9 protein-coding genes are annotated in these 13481 nt (G+C 72.0%); 8 read left to right on the plus strand and 1 reads right to left on the minus strand.

Annotated features, from left to right (window positions below; genetic code table 11):
* The first annotated feature begins 189 nt into the window (after positions 1–189).
* Genes BM085_RS40895 through BM085_RS40925 form a run of 7 tightly spaced genes read left to right on the plus strand, consistent with a single transcriptional unit; the run spans position 190 to position 11999 of the window.
* Positions 190–1641, plus strand: coding sequence for a class I adenylate-forming enzyme family protein (locus tag BM085_RS40895; protein WP_093892117.1), 1452 nt, complete (start codon positions 190–192; stop codon positions 1639–1641).
* Positions 1638–3077, plus strand: a complete 1440-nt coding sequence (locus BM085_RS40900; RefSeq protein WP_093892118.1) for a condensation domain-containing protein — start codon at positions 1638–1640, stop codon at positions 3075–3077. The genes BM085_RS40895 and BM085_RS40900 overlap by 4 nt, the downstream gene beginning before the upstream one ends.
* A gap of 3 nt (positions 3078–3080) precedes the next feature.
* The gene (locus tag BM085_RS40905; RefSeq protein ID WP_012888932.1) at positions 3081–3311 is read left to right on the plus strand and encodes a phosphopantetheine-binding protein; all 231 of its coding nucleotides are present in this window, start codon (positions 3081–3083) and stop codon (positions 3309–3311) included.
* Entirely contained in the window at positions 3304–4227 is a 924-nt protein-coding gene (locus BM085_RS40910) for a thiamine pyrophosphate-dependent dehydrogenase E1 component subunit alpha (RefSeq protein ID WP_093892119.1), read from the plus strand. Before BM085_RS40905 ends, BM085_RS40910 begins: the two co-directional genes overlap by 8 nt.
* Positions 4218–5201, plus strand: a complete 984-nt coding sequence (locus tag BM085_RS40915) for an alpha-ketoacid dehydrogenase subunit beta (protein WP_093892120.1) — start codon at positions 4218–4220, stop codon at positions 5199–5201. The genes BM085_RS40910 and BM085_RS40915 overlap by 10 nt, the downstream gene beginning before the upstream one ends.
* Positions 5194–6456, plus strand: coding sequence for a 2-oxo acid dehydrogenase subunit E2 (locus BM085_RS40920; RefSeq protein ID WP_093892121.1), 1263 nt, complete (start codon positions 5194–5196; stop codon positions 6454–6456). Before BM085_RS40915 ends, BM085_RS40920 begins: the two co-directional genes overlap by 8 nt.
* Positions 6453–11999 carry a non-ribosomal peptide synthetase/MFS transporter gene (locus BM085_RS40925; RefSeq protein WP_093892122.1) on the plus strand — a complete coding sequence of 1849 codons (5547 nt, stop codon included), beginning with the start codon at positions 6453–6455 and terminating at the stop codon, positions 11997–11999. Before BM085_RS40920 ends, BM085_RS40925 begins: the two co-directional genes overlap by 4 nt.
* Positions 12000–12310: 311 nt before the next feature.
* On the opposite strand, the gene BM085_RS40930 is transcribed toward BM085_RS40925, so the two are convergent.
* Positions 12311–12919 carry a TetR/AcrR family transcriptional regulator gene (locus tag BM085_RS40930; protein ID WP_218158976.1) on the minus strand — a complete coding sequence of 203 codons (609 nt, stop codon included), beginning with the start codon at positions 12917–12919 and terminating at the stop codon, positions 12311–12313.
* A gap of 51 nt (positions 12920–12970) precedes the next feature.
* Between BM085_RS40930 and BM085_RS40935 the strand changes: the two genes are divergently transcribed.
* The coding region (locus tag BM085_RS40935; RefSeq protein WP_218158977.1) for a hypothetical protein at positions 12971–13481 on the plus strand (511 nt) is incomplete at its 3' end.

Genomic DNA, 13481 nt, shown 5'->3' on the forward strand with positions numbered 1-13481 from the left:
GGGTGCGCAAGGCCCTGTGTGGCAGGGGTTTCCCTCCCTCTCGCGAACCTTGGTCAAAGGGCTTGCGCGGCTGTGGCGATCATGTAAGACTGGCGCTCGTTTTAGAATAGTAAAGATTCTTTCCTGTTGTGACTCGGGTGCTCGAAGGCGCCGAGCTCATAGACATCCGATCTTTATTGGGAGGTTCACATGGTGAACCTGACCGTTCCCCAATTGCTCAGAGACCGGGCCTCCGCCGACCCCGACGGGGTCGCGCTGATCGTGCACGGCTCGGAGCCGCTCACCTATCGCCAGTGGTACGAGCGGTCCGCTGTGATCGCGAACGGCCTGGTCGCGCGCGGTGTCACCAAGGGCGATCGGGTGGGTCTGGTCTTCGGGAGCGCGGACTGGGCGGACTACGCGGTGGCGTTCTGCGGGGTACTGGCGGCCGGTGCCGCCGCGGTGCCGCTGTCGGACCGCCTCGCCTCCGCTGACCTGCGCTTCATGCTGGAACACTGCCGTGCGACCGGAGTGATCCATGCCGGCGGGCTCACCGTGCCCGAGATCGGGTGGAGCGCCACCCTCGACGGCCTGCGGACCGAAACGTCCTATGAGACGGCCGATCCCGCCCCCGGAGACCTCGCGCAGATCCTCTACACCTCCGGCACGACGGGCCGCCCCAAAGGGGTGTCGGCCACCCATGCCAACCTCGCCTACGGCTGCGGCGCCAGGCGCCGCCCGTTCGCGCACTCCGCGTATCTGCTCCACGCCTTCCCGATCGGCACGAACGCCGGCCAGGCCATGCTGATCAACGCGCTCGACGCCCACCCGGCCGTGGTGACGCTGCCGCGCTTCACCCCGGGCCGCTTCGCCGCGCTGATCGAGTCCTACCGGGCGGGGACGGTCTTCCTCGTCCCCGCGATGGCCATCGAGCTGATCAACGCCGGGGTCGGCGAGCGGTACGACCTGTCCAGCGTGCTGCTGCTCGGCTCGGCCGCCGCGCCGCTGCCCTCGGCCGTCGCCCAGGCGCTGACCACGGCCTTCCCCAACGCGACGATCACCAACTACTACACCTCGACCGAGGCCGCCCCCGCTCAGACGATCATGATGTTCGACCCGGACCGGCCCGGCAGCGTCGGCCGCGCGGTGGCCGGCGGACGGGTCAGGATCGCCACCGCGGAAGGCACGCCGCTCGCGCCGGGGGAGACCGGCGAGGTCTGGATGCGCTCCCCGGCCGCGCCGCGCGCCTACTACGGCGATCCGGAGAGCGGGACCTTCCGCGACGGGTGGGTGCGGATGGGCGACCTCGGCCGCCTCGACGCGGAGGGCTACCTCTACCTCGTCGACCGGGAGGGCGACGTGGTGAAGTCGGGCGCCTACAAGGTCTCCACGATCCACGTCGAGGAGGCCGTCTACCAGCACCCCGACGTGGTCGAGGCGGCGGCCTTCGGGGTCCCGCACCCCGTGCTCGGGACCGTCGTGGCCGTCACCATGGCCACCCGGGCCACGCTCACCCCCGAGGAACTGCGGATCTTCCTCAAGGACCGGCTCGCCCCGCACGAGCTGCCCGCGCACGTGACCACCGTCGACGCCCTGCCGCGCAACAACGGCGGCAAGGTCGACAAGCGGGCCCTGCGCCGGAGCCTGGAGAACGCGCGATGACCGGCGGCACACCGGCCCCGCGGGAAGGCGGGGCCGCCTTCCCCGGGCAGAGGGCGGACGAGGTCACCGCGGGGGAGACGGGCGCGGCCGCCCCCCTCCGGCACGAGGCCGCCTTCACCCGGCGCGGGACGCACGAGGTCACCTTCACCCAGCAGGGGATGTGGGTCACCGAGCAGGCCGTGAAGGTGGGAACGGCCTACCACATGCCGCTCCTCGTCCACCTGCGCGGCGCGCTGGACACCGGGGCGCTCCTGGCGGCCTGCGCGGCGGTCGTGGACCGGCATCCGATGCTGCGCGGCGTGGTGGCGGAGGTGGACGACGAGCTGCGGCTCGTGCCCGGAGCCGAGATCCCCGTACGGCGGGCGACCGGCTCTCCGGGCGGGTCCACGGGTGGTTCCCCGGCCGGCTCTCCGAGCGGGTCCCCGACAGGCTCCTCGGATGGGTTCCCGGCCGGCTCCCCGGACGGGGAAGGGGCAGCGGGAGTGGACGCGGCCGTGCGGGAGGAGATCCTGCGCGAGTTCGACCTGGAGCACGGCCCGCTGGCCAGGTTCACCCTGTTCGAGACCGGTCCCGGGCGGCACCTGCTCGTCTTCGTCGCCCACCACCTGATCTTCGACGGCCAGTCCAAGGACATCCTGGTCCGCGACCTGGCCGCGTTCTACAACGGCGAACGCCCGTCCCCGCTGCCCGAGATCGACCACGGCCGGTCCGAACGCGACCGGGTGGCGGCCATGCTCCCGGCCGCGAAGGAGTTCTGGGCGCCCCGGTGGCGCGATCCGGGCGAGACCGTGCTGCTGGGCCGGGCACTGCGGTCCCGGCGAGCGGGCGAGGGCCGGGTGCTGCGGCTCACCGCCGACCCGTCGGTCCCCGGGCTCACCCGGTTCGAGGTGCTGCTGGCCGCGCTGCACGTCCTGCTCTCCGGGTACGGCAACGCCGAGGTGACCACCGCCGTCGACCTGTCCACCCGGCCGGCCGAGGCGGCGGACCACATCGGCCTGTTCGTCAACGAGCTCCCGGTCTCCTCCACCCCGTCCCCGGAGGCGACCTTCCGGGAGTTCGCCACCGGGCTCCGCGCCGAGCTACGCCAGGTCTACCGGTTCCGGCAGGTGCCGCTGACCCGGGCGATGCCCCGCATCCGGCCGCACGCCGCGCTGGTCCCCGTCTCGGTCAGCTACCGCACCCGGCACGAGGCCGACCCGGTGTTCACCGGACTGGACGCCTCGGTGGAGTGGACGGTCTTCAACCACGCGGTCCGCGGCGCGCTGCACCTGCAGTGCGTGGACGGTCCCGGCGGGCTCACCGTCAGCCTGCGTCACGACCCCGAGGCGGTCCCGGAAGCCCCACGGGTGGCTAATGATCTGCGTCTCCTCCTGGAACGCGCCACCCACGACCCCGACCTGCCGCTCAAAGAAATACTGAACCAAATCCTGGAGTAAGAGATGGGTTCCGTCACCACCCTCACCGAGCAGGTACGCGAGATCTGGGAGGAAGTCCTGGGGATCTCGCCGATCGACGACCACGACGACATCTTCGACCTGGGCGGCCACTCCCTGACCATCACCCAGATCATCGCCCGCATGCGCAAGCGCCTGGACATCGAGGTCTCGCTGGACGCCTTCTTCGACAACCCGACCATCGCCGGGATCGTGGAGTCACTCGGCGATGACTGAGACCCTCGACCGGCTCCGCCTGTCCCGCCTCGGCGACGACGACCTGGAGCTGCTGCTGCAGGTGCGGCACTTCGAGCTGAAACTCCTGGAGCTGTACGGCAGGGGAGAGCTCAACGGCACCACGCACACCTGCCTCGGCCAGGAGTACGTCCCGGTGGCGCTGCGCCCGCTGCTCGGCCCGGACGACCACGTCTTCAGCAACCACCGGGGCCACGGCCACTACCTGTCCACGTTCCGGGACCCGCACGGCCTGCTCGCCGAGATCATGGGCAGGGAGGGCGCGGTCTGCGGGGGCGTCGGCGGCAGCCAGCACATCCACCGCGACCGCTACATGTCCACCGGCGTGCAGGGGGAGAGCCTGCCCGTGGCCGCCGGGGTCGCGCTCCACCTCAAGCGGACCGAGCCCGGCACGCTGGCGTGCGTCTACATCGGCGACGGCACGTGGGGCGAGGGCGCGGTCTACGAGGCGCTGAACCTCGCCGCGCTCTGGGAGCTCCCGCTGCTGGTGGTGGTGGAGAACAACGGCATCGCCCAGTCCACCCCGACCGCCGCGCAGATGGCGGGCTCCGTGGGGGGCCGGGCGGCGGCGTTCGGCATCCGGCACCATCTGGTCGTCTCCGCCGACGTCAACGAGATCCGGGCGGCGCTCGCTCCTCTGGTCGCGGAGGTGCGCCAGGCCCGGCCGCTGGTGGTGGAGTTCGTGACCCACCGGCTCGGCCCGCACAGCAAGGGCGACGACATCCGCCCGGCCGGCGCCGTACAGGCAGCCAGGGACAACGACTGGTACGGCCGCTACGCCCACGACCACCCCGACCAGTTCCACCGGCTCGACGGGCCGGTCAGGGCGGAGATCCAGGCGATCGCCGACGAGGTCGCCGCCCGCCCGCCCTCCCGATGGGAGGGAACATGCGCGTAGCCGAGAACCTGAACGCCGCCCTGCACGGTCTGCTGGACGACGATCCCACCGCCTACATGATCGGCGAGGACATCCTCGACCCGTACGGCGGCGCCTTCAAGGTCACCAAGGGCCTGTCGACCCGTTTCCCCGGCCGGGTGATCGGCACCCCGATCAGCGAGGGCGCCCTGACCGGCGTCGCGGCGGGGCTGGCCCTGACCGGCAACACGGCGGTGGCCGAGATCATGTTCGGCGACTTCGTGGCGCTCGCCTTCGACCAGCTCTGCAACTTCGCGAGCAAGTCGGTCTCCATGTACGGCAGGCGGCTGCCCCTGCGGATGGTGGTGCGCTGCCCGACCGGCGGCGGCCGGGGTTACGGACCCACGCACAGCCAGAGCCTGCAGAAGCACTTCGTCGGCATGCCGGGGCTGTCGCTGTATGAGATGTCCCCCTTCCACGACAACCGCGCCGTGCTCGGCGCGATGCTGGAGCGGGGCGAGCCGTGCGTGTTCTTCGAGGACAAGGTCCTCTACACCCGGCAGATGGACCAGGTCGACCCGCTTTTCACGGTACGCCGTGAGGGTGGCCTGGCCGTGGTCGACCTGCGGGGCCCGGACGCCCGGCCCGACTGCGTGATCATCGCGCCGGGCGGGATGGCGCACCGGGCGCTGGCCGCGATGCGGTCCCTGCTGGTGGAGCAGGAGATCTCCGGCCGGCTGCTGGTCCCGTCCCGGCTCTACCCGCTGGACGCCGACGCGCTGCTGCCGTTCCTGGGGGAGGTCGTCCTGGTCGCCGAGGAGAGCACGGCCGGCGGCACCTGGGGCAGCGAGGTCGCCCACCTCCTGCACGCCCGTCTCTGGGGCCGCCTGCGCGGCCCCGTCCGCCTCGTCCACTCCCGGGCCAGCGTGATCCCCACCGCCGCCCACCTCGAGAACGAGGTCCTGGTGGGGGAGTCCACGATCCACCACGCCGTACGAGAGGCCCTGCGTGGCTGACATCCGCGTCCCCAAGCTCAACAACAACGACACCGAGTACCTGGTCGTGGAGTGGCTCGTCGAAGACGGCAAGCCCGTCCAGGCCGGAGACCCCGTCGCCGTCCTGGAGACCTCCAAGGCGGCCGACGAGCTGGAGGCCGCCGAGTCCGGTCACCTCCACCACGTGGCCGGGCTCAACACCTGGATCGCCCCCGGCGCGGTCCTCGCCCGGATCACCTCCGAGGCCGTCCCCGCGTCCACCGGCGCGCCGGTCACCCCCGAGGCGGTCCCGGCCGCGTCCGCCGGCGCGCCGGTCACCTCCGGAGCGCTTCCCGCTTCCGCTTCCGCGGCGTCCACGGACACGCCGGCCGCTCCCGCGACCGGCGCCCCGGTCATCACCGACCCCGCCCGAGCCCTGATGGACGCACTCGGCGTCACCGTCGCCCAGGTCACGGCCCTCGGCCTGCCCATCGTCCGCCGCGGCGACGTGGAACGCCTGGCCGGGAGCGCCGGTGCGCCACCGGCCGCCGGCGGACACGCCGGAGCCGACGGCGGGGATCCCGGACAGGCCCGCGCCGACGGCGACCCCTCCCCGCGGGCCGGAGAGGCGGGTTCCGGCGGCGCGGCGGGCACGCATCCGCTCTCCCGGGTGCAGCGGGCCGTGGCCAGAGCGGTCACCACCTCGCACGGCACCATCCCCGCCGCCTACACGGTGGTGAAGTTCGACGTGGGGCCGCTGCTGGCGCGGACCAGGGGGCTGAGCAGGGAGGTCCGCCGGCCGGTCGGCCTGGCGGAGCTGTTCGTCCAGGCCGTGGCCGCGCTGCATCCGGCGTTCCCGCTGTTCTTCGCCTCGGTCGAGGGGGATCGGGCCCGGCCGGCGGAGGCGCCGCGCGTCGGCGTCACCTTCGACATGGGCCAGGGTCTCTACGTGCCGGTCGTCCACGACACCGGGTCGCTCCGGGAGATCGCCGACACGCTCATGCGCTACCGGCTGGCGGCCACCGAGGGCGACTTCCGGGAGAGGGACCTCACCGGCGCCAACATCGCCATCACCCTGCACACCGACGCCGATGTGATCCTCGCGATCCCCTTCGTCTTCCCCGGGACCGTCTGCGCGCTCGCGATCACCTCACCGCAGCCCGAGGTCGTCCTCGGTGAGGACGGCGCCGTGACGACGAGAACCGTCGCGAACATCGGCCTCGCCTACGACCATCGACTGATCAACGGCCGGGACGCCGCGCTGTTCCTCGCCGCCCTCCGGATGGAGCTGCATTGACCGAGACGACGCTGTCGGACGCCAAGCGGGCGCTGCTCGCCCAGCGGCTCCGGCGCCGGGAGGAGTCCCGGACCATCACGGCCCGGACCCCGGGAACCACCCCGCCCCTGTCCCACGCCCAGGAACGCCTGTGGTTCCTGGAGCAGTACCGCCCCGGCACCACCACCTACACGGTCCCCGTCGCGGCGCGCCTGCGCGGAGATCTGGACGCCGACGCGCTGCGCCGGGCCCTGGACGAGATCGTCGCGCGTCACGAGGCCCTGCGGACGCGCTTCCTCACCACCGAGGACGGCACCCCCGAGCTCGTGATCGACGGGCCCCGCCCGGCCGAGCTGCGCGTCACCGAGGCGGCGGACCTGGAGGCCGCGGTCGAGCTGCTCGACGCCGAGCTCGCCACCCCCTTCGACCTGGAGCACGGCCCGCTCTTCCGGACCGTCCTGGTACGGCTCGCGCCCGACGACCACGTGCTTCTGATCGCCGCCCACCACACCGTCATCGACGGCTGGTCCAGCGACGTGATCATCCGTGAGCTGCTCGCCCTGCACGACGGCGCGACCCCGCCGTCCGCCCCGGTCGGCTACGGCGACTACGCCCTCTGGCAGCGCGGGCGCGAGCACCGCGGCGAGATCGACCACTGGCGGGAGAAGCTCGCCGGCCTGCCCGCCATCGAGCTGCCCACCGACCGGCCGCGCCCGGCCGAGCAGGGGTATGAGGGAGCCGCCCTCGACTTCCGGCTGGACGCCGACCTCACCCGGCGGCTCACCGACCTGGGCAAGGCCGCCGGGGCGACGCCGTACATGACGCTGCTGGCCGCCTTCCAGGTGCTGCTGGCCCGCTACTCGGGACAGCCGGACTTCGCGGTCGGCTCCCCGGTCGCGGGCCGCGGCCTGCCGGAGCTGGACGGCGTCGTCGGCATGTTCGTCAACACGCTGGTGCTCCGCGCGGACCTGGCCGACGATCCGCCGTTCAGCGCGTTCCTGGCCCGCACCCGCGAGACCGCGCTGGACGCCTTCGCGCACCAGGAACTCCCGTTCGACCAGCTCGTCAACGAGCTGAACGTGGTCCGCGACGTGAGCCGGTCGCCGCTCGTCCAGGTGACGTTCGCGCTGCAGAACTTCAAGGCCGGCGAGGAGGACGGGCGGGTCTCGTACGTCACCCTGCCGGCCAGGACCACCCGTTTCGACCTGGGCCTCTACCTGTTCGAGAACCCTGACGGGCTGGTCGGGAACTTCACCTACAGCACGGCGCTGTTCGACCCGGAGACCGTGGAGCTGCTGGCGTCCCGGTTCGAGACGCTGCTGCGGTCCATCGTGGAGTCGCCGCAGACGCGGGTCGGAGAGCTCTCCCTGCTCTCCGGGGACGAGCGGGACCTGGTCCTCGGCTTCGGCGCCGGCACCGCCCCGGCGCCCGTCGGCCACGGCCTGCTCCACGACCTCGTCACCGCGCAGGCCGCGCTGACGCCCGGCGCCACGGCCGTGGTCTGCGGCGACTCCCTGACCTACGCCGAGCTCGACGACCGCTCCACCCGGATCGCCGCCCTGCTGAGGAACCGCTACGGCGTCGGCCCCGACACCCGGGTCGGGGTGTTCCTGGAGCAGTCCACCGACCTCGCGGCGGCCGTCATCGGCGTCCTGAAGGCGGGCGGCTCCTACGTCCCCCTCGACCCCAAGCAGCCCCGCGACCGGCTGGCCCACATGCTCGGCGACGCCGGAGCCGTCGTCGTCGTGACCACCTCCGCCCTCCGCGACCTGGTTCCGGGGCCGCCGGCCGTCTGCCTGGACGAGGAGACGCTGCGGGAGACCGCGTTCGAGGCGCCTCCGGTCACGGCCGACCATCTCGCGTACGTGATCTACACGTCGGGGACGACCGGGCGGCCCAAGGGCGTCGGGGTGCAGCACCGGCAGGTGCTCACCTACCTGGCCGGGGTCAGGGAGCGGTTCGAGGTCGAGCCCGCGGCGGTCTACACGCTGCTGCAGTCGCTCTCGTTCGACTTCGGGGTGACGATCTTCTACCTGTCGCTCATGACCGGCGGCGAGCTGCACCTGGTCGACCCGCAGTCACCGGTGGAGGAACTCGCCGGGCAGCTCGGCCGTACCGACTACCTGAAGATGACCCCGTCCCACCTGGCCTCGCTGCTCGCCGACCCCGACATCGCCGACCCGGCCGACCTGCTCCCGCGCAAGCTGCTCGTCCTCGGCGGCGAGGCGTCCAAGTGGAGCTGGGCCCGGGAGCTGAGCGCGCACACCACCGTGGTCAACCACTACGGTCCCACCGAGGCCACGGTCGGCATCTCCACCCACGCCGTCACCGGCGAGGCCGAGCGGTCGCTGAACCTCCCGATCGGCAGGCCGCTCCCCGGCGCCCGGGTCTACGTGCTGGACGAGCATCTGCGGCTCGTCCCGCCCGGCATGACCGGTGAGATCTACCTCGGCGGCGACCGGCTCGCCCGGGGATACCTCGGGCAGCCCGGCCTGACGGCCGACCGGTTCCTGCCCGACCCGCACGGCGAGCCCGGCGCGCGCATGTACCGGACCGGCGATCTCGGCCGCTGGCTGCCCTCGGGCGACCTGTGCTTCCTCGGCCGCCGTGACCTCCAGGTGAAGGTCCGGGGCTACCGGGTGGAGCTGTCGGAGATCGAGTCGGTCCTCACCGACCAGCCCGGCGTCGCGCACGCCGTCGTCGAGCTGCGCCAGGACCGGTTGATCGGCTACCTCGTCGGGGAGCGGACCAGCGTGAGCGAGCTGCGCGCGGCGCTCGGTGAGCGGCTCCCCGAATACATGATCCCCGCGCGGTTCGTCTGGCTGGACGAGCTGCCGCTGAAGTCGCACGGCAAGGTCGACCGGGCCAGGCTGCCCGAACCCGACGAGGAGCGGCCGGACCAGGAGGCCGGGTTCGTCCCGCCGCGGACGCCCGTCGAAGAGGCGATCGCGGGGGTATGGGTCCAGGTGCTCGGGCTGGTCCAGGTCGGCGTGCTGGACGACTTCTTCGACCTGGGCGGACATTCGCTGCTCGCCGCACAGGTGGTCGCCCGCCTGCGGAAAGCCCTTCCCGCAGGCGGGCGCCAGGTAAGCATCCTGGACCTGTTCAAGCACCGGACCGTCCGCGAGCTCGCGCAGCTCGTCGAGGCCGGCGACGACGGTCCGCGCATGTTCCTGCACCGGCTCACCCCGGTCCGCAGCGCCACCTCCACCCTGGTCTGCGTACCGTACGGCGGCGGCAGCGCGGCCATCTACCAGCCACTGGCCGACGCGATGCCCGCGGGCTGGGCGTTGCACGCGGTCGCCGTCCCCGGCCAGGAGATGGGGCTGATCGAGGAGACCCGGCCGGTGGCCGAGGTCGCGCAGGGCTGCGTGGAGGAGATCCTCAAGGGGATCCGGGGTCCGCTGGCGCTGTACGGCCACTGCGGGCTCGGCGTCATGCTGACCGTGGAGATCGCCCGGCGGCTGGAGGCGGCGGGACGGCCGGTCGAGGCCATCTATCTCGGCGGCATCTTCCCCTTCGCCCGGCCCGCCTCGACGCTGGCCTGGCTGTCGAACCTGACCGACCGCCTCCGCAGCGACCAGGTCTGGGCCAACGCCCTCCAGGCCGCCGGCCTCGACGTCGAGGACCTCGACCGGGACCAGCTCAAGTTGATGATCGACAACCGCCGCCAGGGCACCAAGGAGGCGGAGCGCTACTTCACCCGCCTGTTCGCCGAAGGCGTCGAGCCGCTCAGGGCGCCGATCATCTCGGTGGCCGGCGAGCGTGACCCGGCCACCGAGTTCTACCAGGAGCGCTACCGCGAGTGGCACCTGCTCACCGACTCCACCGCCGTGGTCGTCCTTGACGAGGCCGGGCACTTCTTCCTGAAGTACCGGGCCGCGGAGCTGTCGGCCATCGTCACCGGCACCCACCGGGCCATCGCCTCCGGCGAGACCGCCGCGCTGGGCCGTACCGACCGATCCACCTGGTGGCTTGAGGGGATCTCCGACCAGGGCGCCCCCGAGAGGGCGGGGTCTGTCACGGGTGTGTCCGGGCGGTCCGGGTCTGTCACGGGTGTGTCCGGGCGGTCCGGGTCTGTCACGGGTGTGTCCGAGCGGTCCGGGTCTGTCACGGGGCAGGACATCCCCGCCCCCCGCGTCGCCGGGCACGGGGCGTCCACCCCGTACGGGACGCGGCGGGAGCCGAAGCCCAGCATGAAGCGGTTCGCCACGGTGGCGGCGGGACAGCTCATCTCGATCATCGGGTCGTCGCTGACCGAGTTCGCGGTCCCACTGTGGATCTACGTCACCACCGGGTCGCTCGCCAGGTTCGCCCTGTTCTCGGTCCTCGCGCTCGTCCCCGGCATGCTGGTGTCCCCCCTCGCGGGGGCCCTCGTCGACCGCTACGACCGGCGCAGGGTGATGCTCGCCGGGGACATCGGCGCGTTCGGCACCCAGCTCGCCCTCGGGATCCTGCTGTGGACCGGAAATCTGCAGGTATGGCACATCTACCCGCTCCTGGTGCTGCTGTCGGTCGCGCTCACCTTCCAGCGCCTCGCCTACAACTCGGCGGTCCCCCAACTGGTCCCCAAGCGCTTCCTCGGCCACGCCAACGGCGTCGTCCAGATGGTGACCGGCACCGCCCAACTCGTCGTCCCGCTGGTCGCCGTCGGCCTGATGGCCGTGATCGGCCTTGAGGGCATCCTCGTCCTGGACGTCGTCTCCTACGTCTTCGCGATCGCGGTGCTGCTGTTCGTCCGCTTCCCGAAGACGATGGCCTGGAAGCGCAGGGAGTCCCTGGTCTCCGAGATGGTGGAGGGGTGGAAGTTCTCCTGGGGCAACCGGGGCTTCCGCGGCATGCTCTTCTTCTTCGCGGTGCTGAACATCTTCCTGTCCCCGCTGTTCCTGCTCATCTCACCGCTCGTCCTGGGCTTCGCCACGCTCCAGGACGTCGGCCGGATCTCCTTCGCCGGGGGACTCGGCGTCTTCCTCGGCGGTCTGACCATGACCGTCTGGGGCGGCCCACGGCGGCAGCGGCTGCGCGGAGTCATGCTCTCCACCGCCGTCCTCGCCGTCTTCTGCCTGGTCACCGGCCTCCAGCAGAACCTGCTCGTGATCGCGGTCGGCGCGTTCGGCATGTCGTTCTGGCTGACCATGCTCAACGGCGTCTATGCCACGATCATCCAGGTCAAGGTGCCGCAGCGCTTCCACGGCCGGGTCATCGCGCTCAACACGCTGATCGCCTGGTCCACCCTGCCGATCGGTTTCGGCCTGGTCGCGCCGTACGGCAGCGCGGCGTTCGAGCCGCTGCTGCTGCCCGGCGGCCCACTGGCCGACACGGTCGGCCTGGTGCTCGGCACCGGTGCGGGCCGGGGCGTCGGCCTGATGTACGTGCTGTTCGCCATCGCCATAGCCGTCACCGCGCTGGTCGCGATGCGGACCCGGACCCTGTCCCGGTTCGACGTGGACGTGCCGGACGCGCTCCCGGACGACCTGGTCGGCTTCCAGACCCTGCAGAGGCGCCATGGACAGCAGCAGCGGCAGGAGCCGCCGGTCGCGGAGGTGCCCGCTCTACGGGCATGAGCCCGCTGGGGGCTCCCGGTGAAGACCCCCGGTGAGGGCGGGGCGATGAACGCCCCGCCCTCACCGCGCCCCCGTCCCCGCCCTGTGGCCCGGTCGGGCATCGAGCCCCTGACCGTGAGCGATGCTCAGCTACGGCCCGGCGGGCCGTAGCGCTCCCGTCGCTCGATGCGACGATGCCGTGGGGCCGGCGGAGGAAGGCCCTGCGGCTCCGATCGCCCCGACCATGAGCGGCGTCTGACGCTCGCCGGCGATCGTCACGGCCGTGACCGGCCATCAGGAGCAACCGAACGTTCATCGGCGACAGCGGGGACTCAGTCGGACGGGAACGGTTGGTGGGCCGCGGATCGGAGTGCGGCACAGGCGAACCGGGCGAGTCGTTCGGGCAGGTCGTGCGGGTCATGGTGGGAGATGAACAGCCAGGACAGCACAGTGCCGCCGAACATCGCGTGGAACAGGTCGATGTCAGGCAGCCGCTCCAGCTCGCCGCGCCGCACTGCTCGCTCCAGCAGCTCGGCGTTGCCGGCCCGTTCCGGCTCCACGAAGGTCGTGGTGAACCGTTCGGCGAGTGTCGGATCGGCTGCGATCTCGCCGAGCAGGCTCATCAATGCACCGGCGGCCGCGGGATTGCTCAGATGGCCGACGATCACCCGCGCCAGCGCGGTCAGATCCCCGAGCAGCGACCCGGTGTCGGGCGGAACCTCCAGCACTTCTCCGTGGACGACCGCGGCGAAGATCATCTCGTGCTTGGTGGCATACCGCCGGTAGATCGAGGCCTTGCCGATCCCGGCGCACTCGGCCACGGCGGCCACCGTCAGACCCGCATATCCGACCTCGCCCAGGAGTTTCCGAACGGCCGCGGTGATGGCCTCGTCCACCCGGCTGTCGCGCGGCCGCCCGACCTGTTGCCCGTTGTGCTCCATCCCATCATCATACGAGACTACAGTTTCGAAACTACAGTCTCGAAAGGATTGATGATGATCAAGGATGCGGCGGTGCTCCCACCTTCGATCGACACCGAACGGCCGGTCCCGCGCTGGGCCGTCGGGGTAGCGCACGTCGTGCCCCTGCTCGCGCTGCCGTCGAGTCTGTGGCGGATCGGCCTGGCCCTGGGACTTCCGCTCGGCTACACCGAGCAGGGCCTGCGCGACCTGGTCGGCACGACCGCGTGGGGGCCGCTGTACCTGATCGCCCTCTCCGCGCTGACCGAAGCCGCGGCCCTGCTCACCCTCGGCCTGGTGCGACGCTGGGGCGAAGTGGTGCCGCGCTGGATCCCGCTGCTCGGCGGCCGGACGATCCCGCGCCTGGCCGTCACCGTGCCCGCCTGGCCCGGCGTCGGGGTTCTCGCCCTGCTGTGGACCCCGTTCCTGTTCTGGTGGACGCTGCCGCACCCCGGCATGACCGTGACCGGACGTCTGCTCGTCGGGTTCATCTACCTGCCGCTGGTGGCGTGGGCCCCGCTCCTCGCCGCCGTCACGCTTTCCT

Origin of the sequence: Streptosporangium canum (assembly GCF_900113865.1) — a bacterium.
GTDB lineage: Bacteria > Actinomycetota > Actinomycetes > Streptosporangiales > Streptosporangiaceae > Streptosporangium > Streptosporangium canum.